The 18242-nt window shown below is 72.0% G+C and carries 18 protein-coding genes; 4 read left to right on the top strand and 14 right to left on the bottom strand.

What is annotated here, in order from left to right; translation table 11 throughout:
- Positions 1-62: 62 nt before the first annotated feature.
- The 5 genes from nusB to BUE30_RS14845 all read right to left on the bottom strand — a co-directional run bounded on the left by nusB (position 63) and on the right by BUE30_RS14845 (position 3549).
- Positions 63-530, bottom strand: a complete 468-nt coding sequence (gene nusB / locus BUE30_RS14865; protein WP_073332782.1) for a transcription antitermination factor NusB — start codon at positions 528-530, stop codon at positions 63-65.
- A complete protein-coding gene (locus BUE30_RS14860) occupies positions 527-1081 on the bottom strand; it encodes a 6,7-dimethyl-8-ribityllumazine synthase (protein ID WP_170865655.1) in 555 nt (184 codons plus the stop codon). The genes nusB and BUE30_RS14860 overlap by 4 nt, the downstream gene beginning before the upstream one ends.
- The gene (gene ribB / locus BUE30_RS14855) at positions 1081-2208 is read right to left on the bottom strand and encodes a 3,4-dihydroxy-2-butanone-4-phosphate synthase (RefSeq protein ID WP_073332773.1); all 1128 of its coding nucleotides are present in this window, start codon (positions 2206-2208) and stop codon (positions 1081-1083) included. Before ribB ends, BUE30_RS14860 begins: the two co-directional genes overlap by 1 nt.
- 166 nt (positions 2209-2374) lie before the next feature.
- Positions 2375-2941 carry a hypothetical protein gene (locus tag BUE30_RS14850; protein WP_073332768.1) on the bottom strand — a complete coding sequence of 189 codons (567 nt, stop codon included), beginning with the start codon at positions 2939-2941 and terminating at the stop codon, positions 2375-2377.
- Positions 2938-3549, bottom strand: coding sequence for a riboflavin synthase (locus tag BUE30_RS14845; RefSeq protein ID WP_073332764.1), 612 nt, complete (start codon positions 3547-3549; stop codon positions 2938-2940). The genes BUE30_RS14850 and BUE30_RS14845 overlap by 4 nt, the downstream gene beginning before the upstream one ends.
- 207 nt (positions 3550-3756) lie before the next feature.
- Between BUE30_RS14845 and BUE30_RS14840 the strand changes: the two genes are divergently transcribed.
- The 3 genes from BUE30_RS14840 (at position 3757) to BUE30_RS14830 (ending at position 8401) form a co-directional block, all read left to right on the top strand.
- The gene (locus tag BUE30_RS14840; protein WP_073332760.1) at positions 3757-5046 is read left to right on the top strand and encodes a capsule biosynthesis protein; all 1290 of its coding nucleotides are present in this window, start codon (positions 3757-3759) and stop codon (positions 5044-5046) included.
- Between the two features lie 179 nt (positions 5047-5225).
- Positions 5226-6368: a polysaccharide biosynthesis/export family protein gene (locus tag BUE30_RS14835; protein ID WP_073332757.1), complete on the top strand. Its 1143-nt coding sequence runs from the start codon at positions 5226-5228 to the stop codon at positions 6366-6368.
- Between the two features lie 11 nt (positions 6369-6379).
- Entirely contained in the window at positions 6380-8401 is a 2022-nt protein-coding gene (locus tag BUE30_RS14830) for a capsular polysaccharide biosynthesis protein (protein ID WP_073332752.1), read from the top strand.
- A gap of 76 nt (positions 8402-8477) precedes the next feature.
- Here BUE30_RS14830 and ribD read toward each other — a convergent pair whose 3' ends face one another.
- The 5 genes from ribD to BUE30_RS14805 form a co-directional block, all read right to left on the bottom strand.
- Entirely contained in the window at positions 8478-9581 is a 1104-nt protein-coding gene (gene ribD / locus BUE30_RS14825) for a bifunctional diaminohydroxyphosphoribosylaminopyrimidine deaminase/5-amino-6-(5-phosphoribosylamino)uracil reductase RibD (protein ID WP_244526375.1), read from the bottom strand.
- 7 nt (positions 9582-9588) lie between these two features.
- On the bottom strand, positions 9589-10056 hold the full coding sequence (nrdR, locus tag BUE30_RS14820; protein ID WP_073332744.1) for a transcriptional regulator NrdR: 468 nt from the start codon (positions 10054-10056) through the stop codon (positions 9589-9591).
- Between the two features lie 126 nt (positions 10057-10182).
- A complete protein-coding gene (locus tag BUE30_RS14815; RefSeq protein WP_073332740.1) occupies positions 10183-10590 on the bottom strand; it encodes a secondary thiamine-phosphate synthase enzyme YjbQ in 408 nt (135 codons plus the stop codon).
- Positions 10591-10597: 7 nt separating this feature from the next.
- Positions 10598-10813, bottom strand: a complete 216-nt coding sequence (locus BUE30_RS14810; protein ID WP_073332737.1) for a hypothetical protein — start codon at positions 10811-10813, stop codon at positions 10598-10600.
- 107 nt (positions 10814-10920) lie between these two features.
- A complete protein-coding gene (locus BUE30_RS14805) occupies positions 10921-12429 on the bottom strand; it encodes a DNA recombination protein RmuC (protein ID WP_073332733.1) in 1509 nt (502 codons plus the stop codon).
- A gap of 117 nt (positions 12430-12546) precedes the next feature.
- Between BUE30_RS14805 and BUE30_RS14800 the strand changes: the two genes are divergently transcribed.
- Complete coding sequence (locus tag BUE30_RS14800; RefSeq protein ID WP_073332729.1) at positions 12547-13221, top strand: SDR family oxidoreductase; 675 nt, start codon at positions 12547-12549, stop codon at positions 13219-13221.
- Positions 13222-13236: 15 nt separating this feature from the next.
- Here the strand turns inward: BUE30_RS14800 and BUE30_RS14795 are convergent, their stop codons facing one another.
- The 4 genes from BUE30_RS14795 to dnaG all read right to left on the bottom strand — a co-directional run bounded on the left by BUE30_RS14795 (position 13237) and on the right by dnaG (position 18225).
- The gene (locus BUE30_RS14795) at positions 13237-13644 is read right to left on the bottom strand and encodes a hypothetical protein (protein ID WP_073332725.1); all 408 of its coding nucleotides are present in this window, start codon (positions 13642-13644) and stop codon (positions 13237-13239) included.
- On the bottom strand, positions 13644-13913 hold the full coding sequence (locus BUE30_RS14790; RefSeq protein ID WP_073332722.1) for an HlyU family transcriptional regulator: 270 nt from the start codon (positions 13911-13913) through the stop codon (positions 13644-13646). Before BUE30_RS14790 ends, BUE30_RS14795 begins: the two co-directional genes overlap by 1 nt.
- Before the next feature lie 139 nt (positions 13914-14052).
- Positions 14053-16047 (bottom strand): RNA polymerase sigma factor RpoD, encoded by a 1995-nt coding sequence (gene rpoD / locus BUE30_RS14785; protein WP_073333029.1) that lies wholly within the window; start codon positions 16045-16047, stop codon positions 14053-14055.
- Between the two features lie 201 nt (positions 16048-16248).
- Complete coding sequence (gene dnaG / locus BUE30_RS14780; protein ID WP_073332717.1) at positions 16249-18225, bottom strand: DNA primase; 1977 nt, start codon at positions 18223-18225, stop codon at positions 16249-16251.
- Positions 18226-18242: the final 17 nt, after the last annotated feature.

The following is an 18242-nucleotide window of genomic DNA, read 5'->3' as shown; positions in this document are numbered from 1 at the left end:
TCCGACCCGATCCTGCCACGATCCGCGCCGGGCGCCAGCCCCGCCCCCGACCTTCCGGTGCGTCAGAACGCCTCGGGCCGGGCCTCGCGCGCCATGTGGTCGAGCACGGCGTTGACGAACTTGGCCTCCCGCCCCTCGGGGAAGAAGGCCTGCGCCACCTGCACGAACTCGACGATCACGACCTTGGGCGGCGTCCGGCCCGCGACGAGCTCGGCCCCCGCCGCGCGGAACAGCGCCCGCAGGACCGGGTCGATCCGGGCGATCGGCCATTTCGCGACCAGCGCGCGGTCGGTCATCTGGTCGATCCGCGCCTGGTCGTTGATCGCGCCTTCCATGAGGCCGCGGAACGTGTCGACGTCGCCTTCCTCGTACTCGCCTTCCTCGTAGACCGCGCCGAAGCGGTGGGTCTCGAACTCGACGATCACGCTGTCGACGGTCTGGCCGCTCACCTCCATCTGGTAGAGGGCCTGCACGGCGAAGAGCCGCGAGGCGGAGCGCGCGCGGCGCCTGCTGTCCTGCCTGGTCGTCATGCGGTGGACCCGTCCCCTGTATCGGCCCCCGCCGCACCCCCGGCCATGAGACGCTCGCTGGTGAACCCGACGCCCTTGCGGGCGGAGCCCCACCTACGGGCCAGCGCCATCAGGTGCAAGGCGGCCGCGGCGGCACCCCCGCCCTTGTTCTGGCCGCCCGGGTCGGCGCGGACGGCAGCCTGCTCGTGGGTCTCCACGGTGAGGATGCCGTTCCCCACGCAATGACCCGACAGGCCCAGCAGCGTCAGCGCGCGCGAGCTGTCGTTGCAGACCGTCTCGTAATGCGTCGTCTCGCCCCGGATCACGCAGCCGAGCGCGACGTAGCCGTCGAAGTTCGACATCCGGCCAGCGATGCCGATGGCGGGGCCGATCTCGAGCGCGCCGGGCACCTCGATCGTCTCGTGGGTGCAGCCCGCCGCCTCCAGCTCGGCCCGCGCGCCTGCCAGCAGGCCGTCCGCGATGTCGCGGTAGAAGGGCGCGACGACGATCAACACCTTCGGCGCGGTGTCGAATTCGGGGCGGGGCAGCGTGTAATGCGATTGTCCGGCCATCATCCGATCTCCGAGATCTTGCGGGTGCCCGCGATTTCCAGCCCGTAGGCCTCCAGCCCCACGACCCTGGGCCGGGGGGAATTGGTCAGCAGCGTGATCCGGCTGAGGCCGAGCGAGGACAGGATCTGCGCGCCCAGCCCGTATTGCCGCAGCGTCTGGGGCGAGACCTCCTCGCTGGCGGCGACCTTCATGTGCAGGTCGCGCAGCAGGACGAGCACGCCCCGCCCCTCCTGCGCGATCAGTTCCATCGCGTCGCCGAACTCGTCGCGGCGACCTTTCGGCCCGGTCCCCACGACGTCGAGCAGCGGGTCGAGCGCATGCATCCGCACCAGGACCGGCTCGTCGCCCGCGACGTCGCCCTTCACCAGCGCGATATGCTCCGCGCCCTCGGCGCTGTCGGTGTAGATCCGCAAGGTCCAGTCTCCCCCGAACTCGGAGGTGATCTGCCGCTCCTCGCGGATGCGGACGAGGTTGTCGTGGCGCCGGCGATAGGCGATCAGGTCGCTGATCGTGCCGATCTTGATGTTGTGCAGCTGCGCGAAGGCGACGAGCTCCGGCAGGCGGGCCATCGTCCCGTCCTCGGCCATCACCTCGCAGATGACGCCCGACGGATTCAGCCCCGCCAGCCGGGCGAGGTCCACCGCGGCCTCGGTATGGCCCGCGCGCACCAGTGTGCCGCCCTCGCGCGCGCGCAGCGGGAAGACGTGGCCCGGCGTCGCGATGTCCGCCGGCCCCTTCGAGGCGTCGATCGCGATCGCGATCGTCAGCGCCCGGTCATGGGCCGAGATGCCGGTCGACACGCCTTCGCGCGCCTCGATCGACACGGTGAAGGCGGTCTCGTGCCGCGAGGAGTTCTGCGAGGCCATCAGCGGCAGGCCGAGCTGGTCCACCCGCTCGCCCGTCATGGCGAGGCAGATGAGGCCCCGCCCATGCGTCGCCATGAAGTTGATCTTCTCGGGCGTCGCCATCTGCGCGGGGATCACGAGGTCGCCCTCGTTCTCGCGGTCCTCGTGGTCGACGAGAAGGAACATCCGCCCGTTGCGGGCCTCCTCGATGATCTCCTCGGTGGTGGAGATGGCGTCGGCCCAGTCGCGCTCGACGGGGCCGGGGCTTTCGAAGGCGGACATGGGGCGACTCCCGGAGGCGGCTGGTGAGGGCGGATCTGGTCGCGCCCCCGATACCCAAGGGGCGCCGCGATGGGAAGGGCGCCCATCGGGCAGGCCGCGCGCAGGTACGGTGCGACGCTGCGGCGCGGTCCGGCGCCCGGGCGGATGGAGGCGCCCGTGCGGCCGCTCAGCCCGCGGGCGCACCTTCGAAGCAGGCCGCGCCGTCGAGCCAGCCGGCGCAGCCCGCCGCCTCGGCCCAGGGCCGCTCGAACGGCGCCTCTCCGACCAGCACGAAGCGGTCGGCCGGCCGCCCCTCGCAGGCGGCGCGCAGCGCGGCACGGGCCGCCGCCCAGCCGGCATGGGGGCCGGGCGCGGGATGGGCGGCGTCGATCACGCCCGACGCGGCGAGGCGGTCGGCCGCCCCTGCGGGCTGGGCGAGGACGACGCGGCGCGTCGAGATCCGTTCCGAAAGCCAGGCGGCCCGGTCCGGCGCGGGCGCGCCCGCCCGATCCGGGCGCAGCGCGTTGGTCGAGAACAGGAAACCGATCAGGTCGTGTCCCGTGGCGGCCCGGAACCCGGCATAGGTGCGGTAGGGCAGGCCCAGTTCCTGCGCGCGCTTCACCCGCAGGCGGACCACCTCGACCGGCAGGACCGGCAGCAGCTCCGCCCGGGCGCGCCCCCAGGCATGGCGGCGCCAGCCGGTGCCCCCCTCCATCGTGGGTCCGTTGTTGTGGCCGATCCCCGGCGCGCTCACGCCGCCGCCCAGTCCTGCAGCCGGGCGACGTAGCGGGCCATCGTGTCGACCTCGAGATTGACCGCGTCGCCGACCTCCGCCCGGCCCCAGGTCGTGACCTCCTGGGTGTGGGGAATGAGGTTCACGCCGAACTCGCGGCCGTCCACCTCGTTCACCGTCAGCGAGGTCCCGTTCAGCGCGACCGAGCCCTTGGGCGCGATGAACCGCGCCAGATCCCCGGGCGCGCGGAAGGTGAGGCGCGTGCTGTCGCCCTCGTCCCGCATCGCGGTGATCTCGGCCACGCCGTCGACATGACCCGAGACGATGTGCCCGCCCAGCTCGTCCCCCACCTTCAGCGCGCGCTCGAGGTTGATCCGCCGCCCCGCCGCCCAGCCGTTCCGGCCGATCGCGGTCCGGCTCACCGTCTCGGCGCTGATGTCGACGTCGAACCAGTTCCTGGGCCCGGTGCCGGTGGCGACCACGGTCAGGCAGACCCCGTCGCAGCTGATCGAGGCGCCGATCTCGATCCCCGCCACGTCGTAGGAGGTGCCGATCCGCGCGCGCAGGTCCCCCCGCGCCGCGTCGAGGGCGAGAACCTCGCCGATATCGGTGACGATGCCGGTGAACATGGGCGGACCTCGCGGGAATGGGCTTTGCCGCCCTTCCTAGGCGCAGGCGGACGGTCCTGCAACGGCCCCGCCCCCACCGCCCGCGCGGCGGGCGGGGCAGCTTGCCCCCCGCGTCACGGCCCCGCCATATTGCCGCCGCCCGGGCCTGCCAGTCCGTCCCGGGTGACCGAGACGATCCCCAGACCGGCCCCCGAGGGAGGCCCCGTGATGCCCGACGCCGCCGCGGGCCGGCGCTTCCTGTTCCTGCAGGGGCCGCACGGCCCCTTCTTCCACCGCCTCGCCCAGGGCCTCCGCGCCGCCGGGGCCGAGGTGCGGCGCGTCGGCTTCAACGCCGGGGACCGCGCCTTCTGGTTCGGCGGAGCGGGCTACATCCCCTATCGGGGCAGGGCCGAGGGCTGGCCCGCCGAATTCGCCCGACTGGTCGAGGCCGAGCGGATCACCGACATCGTGCTCTACGGCGACACGCGCCCCGTCCATGCCAGCGCCGTCGAGGAGGCGGCGCGCCGCGGCCTGACGATCCACGTCTTCGAGGAGGGCTACATGCGGCCCTACTGGGTGACCTACGAGCGCGGCGGCACCAACGGCCATTCCCGCCTGATGGACCTGACGGTCGCCGACATGCGCGCCGCCCTCGCCCAGTCCGACCTCGACGTGCCCGAACCCCCGGCCCGCTGGGGCGACATGCGCCAGCACGTCTTCTACGGCGCGCTCTACCACTGGTTCGTGCTGTTCCGGAACGGGGACTACCGGGGCTTCCGCCCCCACCGCGAGCTGCCGCTCTGGCGAGAGACGACGCTCTACACCAAGCGGCTGCTGCTGATGCCCTGGCTCGCCCTCGACCGGATGATCGCGTCGACGCGGATCCGCACCGGCGGCTTTCCCTATCACCTCGTCCTGATGCAGCTCGAGCACGATGCCAGCTTCCGCGAGCATTCGCCCTTCACCCGGATGGAGGAGTTCCTCGCGCTGGTGGTCGAGGGCTTCGCCAGGGGCGCGCCCCGGCACCATCACCTCGTCTTCAAGGCCCATCCGCTGGAGAACGGCCGCTCCCCCCTGACCGCCATCCTGCGCCGGCTGGGCCGCGAGCACGGCGTCGCGGACCGGCTGCATTACGTGCGCGGCGGCAAGATCGCGCGGCTGCTCGACCACGCGCGCACCGCGCTGACGGTCAATTCCACCGCCGCGCAGCAGGTGCTCTGGCGCGGCATCCCGCTGAAGGTCTTCGGCCGAGCGGTCTATGCCAAGCCCGAATTCTGCGCCGACGCCCCCCTGCCCGACTTCTTCGCCCAGCCCCGGCGGCCCGACACGCGGGCCTACAAGGACTACCGCAAGTTCCTGCTCGAGACGAGCCAGGTGCCCGGCGGCTTCTATTCCGCCCGGGGGCGGCGGCAGCTGATGCGGCAGGTTGTCGACATGATGCTGGCGCCCGAGGATCCCTACGACGCCCTCGCCTCGGGCCGCGCCGCGCCGCGCCAGCCGCTGCGCGTCGTCAAGTAGGGGTCCGCCGGACGCGCGTCCGGCCGGTCCCGCTGCGCCATCGCCGCCACACCTCGCAGGGCGGGCCGCCGCCCGGCCGCCCGCGGGTGTGGACCGCGGGGGGCGTTCCGGCCTAGCGTCGAGGCAAAACATTCCGAGGCAGCAGGTCCGGGACCCAACCCGGGCCGAGGAGACGAGCAGTGACAACCCTCAAGCACCGTCTGACGACGGGCCTCGCCGCGTTCGCGGCCCTCGCCCTCGTCGCGGGCTGCGGCCTGCCGCGCCCGGGCCCCAACCAGTCCGAGATCTTTGCCGGTTCCGTCCTGCGCGAGGGCGATTCCTTCGTCCTCGTCGTCGACGACCGCGTGAACGCGGTGGCGGGCGTGACCCCGGCCATGGCCTTCGCCCAGACCTTCCAGGGGGCCGGCGTGCTGGGGTCGGACACGATCCAGCCGGGCGACCTTCTGCAGATCACCGTGTTCGAGAACGTGGATGACGGGCTGATCGTGCCGACCGGCGCCAACGCGACCGCCCTGTCCGAGATCCAGGTCGACGGCTCGGGCTTCATCTTCGTGCCCTATGCGGGCCGCATCCGCGCCGCCGGCAACACGCCCGAGGCGGTCCGGCGGATCATCGTCGAGAGCCTGTCGGACCAGACCCCGGACCCGCAGGTCCAGATCTCGCGGGTCGCGGGCGACGGGCAGACGGTCAGCGTCGTCGGCGGCGTCGGCGCGCAGGGGGTCTACCCGATCGAGCGGCCGACCCGGACGCTCACCTCGATGATCGCGCGCGCCGGCGGCATCGTCGTCGAGCCCGACATCGCCCAGGTCACCGTCGTGCGCGGCGGCACCCGGTCGACCATCTGGTTCGACGATCTCTACGACCACCCCTCCGCCGACATCGCGCTGCGCGGCGGCGACCGCATCCTCGTCGAGGAGGACAGCCGGTCCTTCACCGCGCTCGGCGCCACGGGCGCGCAGACCCTCGTCCCGTTCGAGAGCCAGACCATCTCGGCGATCGAGGCGATCGCGACCGTCGGCGGGCTCTCTCCCGCCACGGCCGATCCAACGGGCGTCTTCGTCTTCCGCAACGAGCCCGAGGCGATCGCGCGGCAGCTGACCGGCATCCCCGATCTGCAGGGCACGCAGCGGGTGGTCTACGTGCTCGACCTCACCCGGCCCAACGGCATGTTCTTCGCCCGCGACTTCGCGATCCGCGACGAGGACACGGTCTACGTGACCGAGGCGCCCTTCGTGCAGTTCAACCGCCTGATCTCGGCCCTGACGGGCACGCTGGGCGCGGTGGACGCGGTGCGCACCACCGGCAGCGGGTCGAGCGACTGAGCCATCCCGTGATGGATCCGGATGCCGCCGCGGGGGCCCCCTCGCGGCGGCTCTTCGTCTATAACGGCGGCTTCCTCGACCGCCGGGTGCGCCGCCTCCTCGCCCTGGCGGGCTACGAGGTCCGGCTGGGGCGGCCCGGCGCGGACGACGTCGTCGGGATCTGGGGGCAGAGTCCGACGGCCCGCCGCGGCACGGCCGTCGCCGCCCGGACCGGGGCCGGGATCCTGCGGGTCGAGGACGCCTTCCTGCGCTCGGTCCATCCGGGGCGCGCGGGGGGCGGGCCGCCGCTGGGGCTGCTTCTGGACCGGGGCGGGGTGCATTTCGACCCCGCCACCGTCTCCGACCTCGAACGTCTGCTCGCCACGCATCCGCTGGACGACACGGCCCTGCTGGACCGCGCGCGCGCCGGGATCGACCGGATGCGGGCGGCGCATCTGACGAAGTACACCGCCTTCGATCCCTCCGCCCCGGTGCCGGGTCCGGGCTACGTGCTTGTCGTGGATCAGGTCGCGGGCGACGCCTCGGTCCGGGCCACGGGCGGCGGCCGGCACGATTTCCTCGAGATGCTCCACGACGCGGCAGAGGACCATCCGGGCGCCCGGATCGTGGTGAAGGGCCATCCCGAGACGGCGGCGGGCCGGAGGGCCGGCCATCTGACGCGAGCCGACCTCCCAGAGGGCGCGATCCTGCTGGACGGGCCGGTCTCGCCCTGGCGGCTGCTCGAGGGCGCGATCGCCGTCCACGCCTATTCCTCGCAGCTGGGCTTCGAGGCGATCCTCGCCGGGCACCGGCCGCGCATCTACGGCCAGCCCTTCTATGCCGGATGGGGCCTGACCGAGGATCGCGCGCCGCTGGACCGCCGGCAGCGGCGCCTGACGCGGGCGCAGCTCTTCGCCGGGGCGATGATCCTCGCACCGGTCTGGATCGACCCCTACCGGGACCGCCGCGCCACCTTCGAGGAGGCGCTGGACGCGCTGGAGGCCGAGACGCGCGCGTGGCGCGAGGACCGGCGGGGCTGGGTCGGCGCGGGCATGCGCGCCTGGAAGCGCGGCGCGATGGACGGCTTCTTCGGCGGGACGCGGCGGATGGTCTTTGCCGGCACGGCCCGGGCCCCGGCCCTCGCGGCGCGGCGGGGCCGGCGGCTGATGGTCTGGGCGAACCGGACCACGCCCGGGCTGGAGGCCGCGGGCGCCCTCCGGGTCGAGGACGGGTTCCTGCGCTCCAGCGGCCTAGGGGCCGCGCTCGTGCCGCCGATGTCGCTCGCGCTCGACGATCTCGGCATCTACTACGATCCGGGCCGCGAGAGCCGGCTGGAGCGGCTGATCGCCGCCAGCGTCGAGCTGCCCTTGCACGATTCCGACCGCGCGGCCCGGCTGGTCGCCGCGATGACCGGGGCGAACCTCACCAAATACAACCTGCGCGGCGACCTGCCTGCCCTGCCGGAGGGGAGGCGCCTTCTGGTCCCCGGACAGGTGGAGGACGATGCCTCGATCCGGCTCGGCGCCGGCGCGGTGCGCACGAACCGCGCGCTCCTGCAGGCGGCCCGGGCCGCCCATCCGGAGGCGATCCTGCTCTACAAGCCGCATCCCGACGTCGAGGCGGGCCTCCGGCCCGGGCGGGTCGCGGATGCGGGCGAGATCGCGGATCTGGTGCTGGAAGGGGTCGGCGCGGCCGAGGCGCTGGCGGCGGCAGATGCGGTCTGGACCATGACCTCCACCCTCGGCTTCGAGGCGCTGCTGCGGGGGCTGCCGGTGACCTGCCTGGGCGCGCCCTTCTATGCCGGCTGGGGCCTGACAGAGGATCTGGGTCCGGTCCCCGCGCGCCGCACCGCCCGGCCGACGCCGCAGCAATTCGCGTATGCCTGCCTGATCGGCTATCCCCGCTACCGGGATCCGGTGACCGGGCGCCCCTGCCCGCCGGAGGTGGTGCTCGACCGGCTGGCGCGGGGCGAGGTTCCGCGCCCCGGACGGGGGATGCGCGCCCTGTCGCGGCTGCAGGGCCGGCTGGCCGGGATGGCCTGGCTCTGGCGCTGAGCCCCTGCCCGGGAATCGCCCCCGGCCCGGAGCGATCGCCGGAGTATTTGGGGCAAGATAAGAGCAGGGGGCGGGATCAGGTCCCGGCCGGACGCCAGGTCGCGAGCGTGTCGGGGCCGAGAGGGCGTACCTCCTCGAGCACGAAGCGCGGCGCCTCGGCCAGGCGCCCCAGCCCCATCGCGGCGAGGGCGGGCGTTCCCTCGGCTCCGATGGCGAGACCCGCCTGAAAGGTGACGAGCCGGTCGACGAGGCCGGCGCAGATCAGCGAGGCGGCGAGCGCGCCGCCCCCCTCGCAGAAGACCGCTGTCAGCCCCCGCGCGCCGAGGGCGGCCAGGACGGAGGCGGGATCGAGCTGGCCGCCCTCGACCTCGCAGGGCACCAGGATAGCGCCCCGCCCCTGCCACGCCGTGCGGAGATCGGCGGCGGCGGTCGGCCCGTGGCAGAGCCAGAGCGGCAGATCCCGCGCGCTGTGCCCGAGCCGGCCTCCGCCCGGCAGGTCGAGATGGCGGGACAGGACGACGCGCACCGGCTGGCGGTCGATGCCGAGCCCCCGCACGTCGAGCATCGGATCGTCCGCGCGCGCGGTCCCGGCCCCGACCATGACCGCATCGTGCCGGGCCCGCATCGCATGGACGGCGCGCCGCGCCTCCGGCCCCGTGATCCAGCGGCTCTCGCCCGTCGCGGTGGCGATCCGCCCGTCGAGCGAGGCGGCGAGCTTCAGCGTCACCGCCGGCCGGCCCCGTGTCGTGCGCGACAGGAAGCCGGCCAGATCCCGCTCCGCCCGGTCGGCGAGCACGCCCTCCATCACCGCGATCCCCGCCGCGCGGAGGATCGCGACGCCGCGCCCCGCCACGCGGGGGTCGGGATCGGCGGCGGCGATCACCACCCGGGCGATCCCCGCCGCGACCAGCGACTCGGCGCAGGGGGGCGTCGCGCCGTGATGGGCGCAGGGTTCGAGCGTGACGTAGGCGGTGGCGCCGCGCGCCGCCGGGCCGGCCATCGCCAGCGCCCGCATCTCGGCATGGGGGCGCCCCCCGTCGGCAGTGCGGGCGCGGCCGATCACGCGGCCGTCCCGGACGATCACGCAGCCCACGGCCGGGTTCGGCCAGCACCGCCCCTGCCCCCGCGCGCCGAGGGCGAGCGCGGCCGCCATGTGGCGACGGTCGTCCTGCGCGGTCACGCCCGTCTCAGGCCTCTGTCTTGGAGGCGGGGCGCAGCTCGTCGATGAACCGGTCGAAATCGTCCGCGGCCTGGAAGTTCTTGTAGACGCTGGCGAAGCGGACATAGGCGACGGTGTCGATCCGGGCGAGGCTCTCCATCACGATCTCGCCGATCGCCTTGGACGGAATGTCGGTCTCGCCCATGCTCTCCAGCCGCCGGACGATGCCCGAGATCATCTGGTCCATGCGCTCGGGCTCGACGGGGCGCTTCTGCAAGGCGATGCGGATCGAGCGTTCCAGCTTGTCGCGGTCGAAATCCTCGCGCCGGCCGGTCGACTTGATGACGACGAGGTCGCGCAGCTGCACGCGTTCGTAGGTGGTGAAGCGGCCCGCGCAGGCGGGGCAGAAGCGCCGCCTGCGGATCGCGACATGGTCCTCCGCCGGGCGGGAATCCTTCACCTGCGTGTCGACATTGCCGCAAAAGGGGCACCGCATCGGCTGTCCTCGTCTCGTCCCTTGGGGCCCTGCGCCCCCTTGCCGCCAGCACTATAGGAACGGGCCTATCCCTTGGGTAGGGCCGATTCGTCGCCCGAGATGTAGTGTGGCAAAAGGAACGACGCGTCAGAGACGCTGGTAGGCCACCGCCACCTCGCGTCGGTGCGGCCTGTCGCGATGCTCGACCAGATAGACACCCTGCCAGGTACCGAGCAGCGGCCGCCCGTCCTCGACCGGGATCGAGAGCGAGACCGGCAGCAGCGCCGCGCGGATATGGCCGGGCATGTCGTCGGGCCCCTCGTAGGTATGGCGCAGATAGGACATCGATGGGTCGTCCGAGCGCGGGGCGAGCCGCTCGAGATAGGCCTGCAGATCGGTGCGGACCTCGGCATCCGCGTTCTCCTGGATCAGAAGCGAGCAGGAGGTGTGGCGCACGAAAAGGGTGAGCAGGCCGTCCCCGTCCAGCGGAGGCAGGCGGTCCGTGATCTCGATCAGGCCGGGGCCGCGCGTCTCGACAGTGATGCGGTCGATCACGTGCCGGTCACTCGACCACGCAGCGGATCGGCGCCTCCGGCATGGCGGCGACGTCCGCCGTCGCGTCCGCGACGGGTGCGGTGCCGATCAGGTCGGCGACCAGCGCCTCGCAATCGGCGAGTTCGTGCGGCGCGACGACGATGGTGGCACCGTCCTGCATTCCCCGGCTCTCCTCGGGCGGCAGGATCGGCAGGAACATCAGGGCGAGCGTGGCGGCGATCATGGCGGGGGTTCCCTTTCCGGCTGGGGCCCGGTCGACGGGTCAACGAGTCGGGGCGGCCGGGCGTTCCGCCGGTCCCGGGACGGGGGGGAGCCGTTGCACGGGCGCCACTAGTCCGCCGCCTCGCCCGGCAGGGCGCGCGGCTCGTCCGCCCCGTCGAACTCCGTCGCCAGGGACTTCTTCGTCCTCGCCCCCATCTCCTTGAGCATCTCGACCTGCCGCAGGACGTTGCCCGACCCGGTCCTGAGCTGGCCGTAGGCGTCGGAATGGGCACGCACCGCATTGTCCAGATGGGTGCCCACCTTGTTCATGTTGTCCACGAAACCCGCGACCTTGTCGTAGAGGAGACCGGCCCGGCGGGCGATCTCCTCGGCGTTGCTCTCGCGCCGCTCGACCGTCCAGATATGCTCGACCGTGCGCAGCGTGACCATCAGGGTGGTGGGGGTCATCACCCCCACGCCCTTGGACACGGCGTAGGAGGTGAGGTCCCCCTGGGCGCCCAGCGCGGCCGAGAGCGCGCCCTCGATGGGCACGAACATCAGGACGTAATCGACCGATCCCTGCTCCAGCCGGTCGTAGCCCTTGGCCGCGAGCGTGTCGATGTGGCGCCGCAGCGAGGCGACGTGGCGGGCGAGCGCCTCGGCCCGCGGGGCGTCGTCCTCGGCCGCGACGAGCTCGTTATAGGCCTTGAGCGAGACCTTGCTGTCCACGACCAGCACCTTCCGGCGCGGCATCTTGACCACCACGTCGGGGCGGTAGCGGCCCCCCTCCTCGTCGGTGCGGCTGGCCTGCGTCTCGTAATGCAGGCCCTCCTGCAGGCCCGAATCCTCGAGGATGCGTTCCAGGATCATCTCGCCCCAGGCGCCCTGCTTCTGCTGGTCGCCCTTCAGCGCGCGGGTGAGGTTCGCCGCCTCGCTGCGGACCGTCTCGGTCTGGGTCGTCAGCATCGAGATCTGCTGCGCCAGGCGCGCCCGTTCCTCGTCGGCCTTGCCGTGGACCTGCCGCAGCTCGGCCTCGAACCGCCCGACATGCTCGCGGAACGGCGTGAGCAGCTCGGTCAGCCGGGCGGTGTGGGCCTTGGAGAAATCCTCGCCCGTGCGGCGCAGCGTGGCGCCGGCCAGCTCCTCGAAGCGGCGGGACATCTCCTCGCGCAGGTCCTTCAGCGCCGCGACCTCGCGCTCGGCCGAGGCGAGCTTGCCGTCGGTATCGGCCTGCAGATGGGCATGGCGGCGCTGCAGCGCGCCATGCTCGTCCTGCAGGGCGCCGTGCCTGCCCTGCAGGGCGGCCATCTCGGCCGCCGCCTTCTCGGCCGCGGCCTCCATCCGGGTGACCGCCTCGCGCAGGGCGGCGGCCTGGCGGGCGGTCTCATCATGGGCGGCACGGTCAGTCTCGCGCGCGGCGCGCAGGGCCTCGAGCTCGGCGGACAGCTCGGCGAGCCGGGTCTCGCGGCCGTCCAGCCGCTCGCCGGCCCGGTCGCGCTCGGTCCGGGCGGCATCCAGATCGGCCCGCAGCGCGGCGAGCTGCGCGCGACCCGACCGGACCGAGAGGAGGGCGATTGCCAGCAGGGCGAGGGCCACGAAGGCGAGAGCCGCGACGAGGGCTTCGGAAGAAAACGGCATGGACGGGGACTCCTCGGGACGCGGCGATGTTCTCCTTTCGGTCCTGCGGCGTCAAGCCGCGCGGACCCGGCCGGCCGCTCGGGCGTTGCCCCCGCGACCACGACACGGGAGCACGACATGACCGACCGGACCCTCTTCATCACCGGCGCCTCCACCGGGATCGGCGCCGCCACGGCCCGCGCGGCCGTCGCGGGGGGCTGGAATGTCGGCCTCTTCGCCCGGTCGGAGGAGAAGATCGCGGCCCTCGCCGACGAGCTCGGGGCGCGCGCGCTCGCCCTGCCGGGCGACGCCACCGACTTCGCGGCGCAGGACCGCGCGCTCGCGCAGCTCGCCGAACGGTTCGGCGGGGTCGATGCCGCCTATGCCAATGCGGGGCGCGGCACGTCCGGCAAGGGGACCGAGGACGGCGATCTCGACGACTGGCAGGGCATGATCGACCTCAACATCATGGCCCTGCTGAAGACAGTGAAGGCCGCCCTGCCCCATCTGAAGCCGCGCAGGGGCCACATCCTGCTGACCGGCAGCGCCGCCGGGCGACGGCATATCGCGGGGTCGGTCTACGGGGCCACGAAATGGTTCGTGCACGGCTATGCCGGCAACCTGTCCGAGGAGATGCGCGAATGGGGCGGGCGCTGCACGGTGATCGCGCCCGGCATGGTCGACACGCCGTTCTTCGACGAGCCCAAGCCCGACAAGCTGAAGCCGGAGGACGTGGCCGACGCGGTCATGCTGGCACTGACCGCGCGGGGCAGCGCGGACGTGCGCGAGGTCTACCTGATGCCCCGGACCTAGGGGCCCCGGCACGGGCTAGTGCAGGCCGGGCGTGCCGCCCCCTTCGGGGCGGTCCTCGGCCGCCATCGGGCGCAGCGCCCAGAAGCCGGGACGGGCATCCTCGAGCACGGGCCCCATCGGGGGCACGCGGAAGAAGCGGAACTCGTCCTCACCGGCGACGATCATACGCAGCTGGTCCTCGGCCCGGGGATGGCGGCAGAAGATCACCGCCCCCGTCAGGCCCAGCCCGTTGGCCTGGAGGATCGCCTCGACGAACCGCTCCTCGTCCTCCAGGGCGATCTCCTCGCCCGGATCGACCTCGACCATCTGGTCGGTGCCGACGAAGCACACGACCGGCGCGCGATACTCGTGGTCCGTGCGGATGTAATCCACCAGCGGCTGCAGGGCGTCCGGCAGCCCGTCGTTCAGATCATTGAGGGACATCAGTCGAAGACGCTCTCGCCCAGCTGGTCGACGATCAGCTTGCCCTTGGCCAGGCTCTCGGCCACGCCCTGCTCCTCGGTCTCGAGCGTATCGGCCCGGACGAAGTGATGGCTCCGCTCGCCCTTCTCCACCCTTCCGGCGATCCGCCACTTGCCGCCGTCCTTCTGCGGCTCGGGATAGATAAGGAAGTCCTTGTAGGCCTCCGGCGCGGCGGAGGTTTTCGCCGGGGCGGCCGCGCCCCCACCGAGCAATCTGGATAGCCATGACATCAGGTCGGTCCTCCGTGGTCGGTCCGGTCGTGGGCGCTGCGCCCTGCCCGCAGGGCCTGGCGCGGGGGCCCGCCCCCTGCCTCGTTCAAACGATCCGGCGGCCGGCACCGGAATGCCGCCCGCCACGATCCCGGCGGCCCTACTGGTCGAGGAAGCTGCGCAGCTTGCGGCTCCGCGAGGGGTGCTTGAGCTTGCGCAGGGCCTTCGCCTCGATCTGGCGGATGCGTTCGCGGGTCACGCTGAACTGCTGGCCGACCTCCTCGAGCGTGTGATCGGTGTTCATCCCGATGCCGAAACGCATCCGCAGGACCCGCTCCTCGCGGGGCGTGAGCGAGGCGAGGACCCGGGTCGTCGTCTCCTTCAGGTTCTCCTGGATGGCGCTGTCGAGCGGCAGGACGGCGTTCTTGTCCTCGATGAAGTCGCCGAGCTGGCTGTCCTCCTCGTCGCCGATGGGCGTCTCGAGGCTGATCGGCTCCTTGGCGATCTTCATCACCTTGCGGACCTTCTCGAGCGGCATCTGCAGCTTCTCGGCCAGCTCCTCGGGCGTCGGCTCGCGGCCGATCTCGTGCAGCATCTGGCGGCCGGTGCGGACCAGCTTGTTGATCGTCTCGATCATGTGGACCGGGATGCGGATCGTCCGCGCCTGGTCGGCGATGGACCGGGTGATCGCCTGGCGGATCCACCACGTCGCGTAGGTGCTGAACTTGTAGCCGCGGCGATACTCGAACTTGTCCACGGCCTTCATCAGGCCGATATTGCCTTCCTGAATGAGATCAAGGAACTGCAAGCCACGGTTCGTGTATTTCTTGGCGATCGAGATGACGAGCCGCAGGTTCGCCTCGACCATCTCCTTCTTGGCCTGCCGCGCTTCCTTCTCGCCCTTCTGGACCTGCTGGACGATGCGGCGGAACTCCTGGATGTCGACGCCCACATACTGGCCGACCTGCGCCATCTCGCCGCGCAGCTCCTCGATCTTGTCCGAGGACTTCTCGAACAGCATCTGCCAGCCCCGGCCGGACTTGGCGCCCATCCGGTCCATCCAGCCGGGATCGAGCTCGGCGCCGCGATACTCGTCGATGAACTCGCGCCGGTTGATGCGCGCCTGATCGGCGAGCTTCACCATGCTCGAATCGATCGACATGATCCGGCGGTTGATGCCGTAGAGCTGGTCGACCAGCGCTTCGATCCGGTTGTTGTGCAGGTGCAGCGAGTTCACCATCTCGACGATCTGGCTGCGCAGCTGCTGGTACTTCTCTTCCTGCGCCTGGCTGAACGAGCTGTCCTCGTTCAGCGTCGCGCTCATCCGGGCGTCCTGCATCTCGGACAGGGCCTCGAAATCCATCGCGATGCATTCGAGCGTCTCGAGCACGCGCGGCTTGAGCGCGCCCTCCATCGCGGCGAGCGACATGTTCGCCTGCTCGTCGTCGTCATCGTCGTCGTCGCTGGAGATCGGGTTGCCGTCGGCGTCGAGCTCCTGCCCGCCGCCCTCCTTGCGGGCGCCGCCCTCGGGAGTCGCGGCGCCGGGCACGACGGATTCGCCGGCCTCGCCGTCCTCTTCCATCTGGGTGCCGAAGGTCGCCTCGAGGTCGATCACGTCGCGCAGCAGGATGTCCTCGGACAGCAGCTCGTCGCGCCAGATCGTGATCGCCTGGAAGGTCAGCGGGCTCTCGCAGAGCCCGAGGATCATCGTGTTGCGCCCGGCCTCGATCCGCTTGGCGATGGCGATCTCGCCCTCGCGCGAGAGCAGCTCGACGCTGCCCATCTCGCGCAGGTACATGCGGACGGGGTCGTCGGTGCGCTCGAGCTTCTCGGAATCGCCGCTGCCGACGGCGACCTCGCGGTTGCCGGTCGTCGCGACCTCGCGCGAGCCCTTGTTCTCCTCGACCTCCTCGGATTCCTCCTCCTCGGTGACCTGGATGCCCATTTCCGAGAGCATCGACATCACGTCCTCGATCTGGTCGGAGCTGACCTGATCGGGCGGGAGAACCTGGTTGAGCTGATCGTAGGTGATGTAACCGCGCTCGCGGGCCTCGGCGATCATCTTCTTGACCGCCGCCTGGCTCATGTCGAGCGAGATGTTGTCGTCGTCGCTCTCGTCCTTGCGGCTCTCGTCGGTGTTGTCCTTGGCGGCCATCATATCCCCTCGATAAGTCCCGCAAAAGCGGTCCCGTTGCCGGTCCCCACTGCCGCTCGTCGCGTTCCGCACCTGATCGAATCAGGTAGGCGGAATTGGTCACGAATCAACCAAAGGGAGGTGATTCGCAACGGGGGCGGCGGCAAATCCGCATCACATTCGGTCGTCGCGCCGGGGCGGTCCGCGACCGCCCCTTCGGCATCAGCGGGGCCGGCCTCCGCCCCCGCCACTGGTCCCGCCGCGGGCGCCGCCCTTGGCATAGTCGATCCGCCCCAGCAGGTCAGCGAAGGCGGTCCGCTCTTCGCGCCGGACCTTGGCGCCGTTCGGGCCCGTCTCGTATTCCGCCCGGTCCTCGCCATCGCCGCGCCCCGCCCGTTCGAGCGCACGCGCCGCCTGGGCAAGCCGCCAGGTCAGCCCCTCGTCCGCGACCCCCTCGACGTCGAGGGCGGCCTCGGCGATCTCGCGGGCCTGCCCGCGGCGGGCGCCGAGCCGGGCGAGATCCTCGGCGAGGCCGAGCCGGGCCGTTTCGATGTCGCCGGGGCGGCGGACCGCCGGCGTGATCGCCACATGGCGCTCGGCAAAGAGCGTTTCAAGGGCCGCCTCGCCGAGGTCGTGCGCCAGTTCGGCCCTGAGGTCCTGCGCCGCGCCCAGCCGAAGGATCGCGTCGCGGATGCGCCGATGGGCGGGATCCCGGCACTCCATCCGCTCGATCTCGGCCTCGAACTCGGTCAGCGCGCCGGGGGTCACGACCAGGGTGGCGAGGATCGCCGCCTCGCGCAGGCGGTCCTCGCTGTCGCCCGCCGCGGCAAGGATCGAGCCGCGCGTCTCGGCCCGCACGGGTTCCGGCGGGGGCTTGCCGGGGGTCCAGGCCCGCCGCGGCTTCGCCGGGCGCTGGCCGCGGAACAGCTCCCATTTGCGGTCCTTCAGCGCCTGGTCGTAATGGTGCCGCAACGAGGGATCGCGGATCTTCCCGGTCGCGCCACGCAGAGCGTGATCGAGCGCGGCCCGCCGCTCGGGACTGTCGAAGGACTTTCCTTCCGTCTCGCGCCGCCAGAGCAGGTCGACCATCGGCAGCGCGCCGTCGAGCACCTGCTTCACCGCCTCCGGCCCCTTGGCCCGCAATAGGTCGTCCGGGTCCTGGCCCTGCGGCATCAGCGCGAAGCGCAACGACTTGCCCACCTCCATCAGCGGCAGGGCGAGGTCGATGACCCGCATCGCGGCGCGCAGGCCCGCCGCGTCGCCGTCGAGCGCGATCACCGGTTCAGGCGCGATCCGCCAGAGCAGGGCGAGCTGCTCCTCGGTGATCGCGGTCCCCAGCGGCGCGACGGAGGCGCCGAACCCCGCCTCGGCCAGCGCGATCACGTCCATGTAGCCCTCGGCCACGATCAGCGGCTGACCCTTGCCCGCCGCCTCGCGCGCGGGAGCGTGGTTGTAGAGCGAGCGTCCCTTGTCGAAGAGCCGCGTCTCGGGCGAGTTCAGGTACTTGGCATTGTCCGACGGATCCATCGCCCGCCCGCCGAAGGCGATGGGCCGCCCCCGCCCGTCGCGGATCGGGAACATGATGCGCCCCCGGAACACGTCGTAGGGCGCCCTGCCCTTGTCCGAGTTCCGCACCAGCCCGCAGGCCAGCAGGTCCTTCACGTCGATGCCACGCCCCATCAGCGCCTCGCGCAGCCCTTCCCAGCCCGGGGGGGCGAAGCCGATCTCCCACCGTTCGCGCGCCGCCTCGCCCAGACCGCGACGGTCGAGATAGGCCCGCGCCTCCGCCCCGGCGGCTGTGCGCAGCTGAAGGCGGAACCAGCGGATCGCCTCGTCCATCACCTCGTGGAGGCGGGCGCGCTCGTCCTGCTTCTCCTTCGCGGCGGGATCGCGGGCGGGCATCTGCATCCCCGCCTCGCCAGCCAGGATCTCGATCGCCTCCATGAAGGGGACGTTCTCGGTCTCCATCACGAAGGAGATGGCGTCGCCCTTCGCGTGGCAGCCGAAGCAGTAGTAGAAGCCCTTGCGATCATCGACGTGGAAGCTGGCGGTCTTCTCCTGGTGGAACGGGCACGGCGCCCAGAGATCGCCCTTCCCCTGGTTCGACTTGCGATTGTCCCACATGACCTTGCGGCCGACGACCTGGCCGAGGGAGAGCCGCGCGCGCAGCTCGTCGAGGAAGGTGGGGGGAAGACTCATGGGTCGAATATCGGCCC

Origin of the sequence: Wenxinia saemankumensis (assembly GCF_900141735.1) — a bacterium.
GTDB classification, from domain to species: Bacteria; Pseudomonadota; Alphaproteobacteria; order Rhodobacterales; family Rhodobacteraceae; genus Wenxinia; species Wenxinia saemankumensis.
The sequence above is the reverse complement of the archived record's forward strand: the minus strand, read 5'-3'. Positions and strand labels throughout refer to the sequence as shown.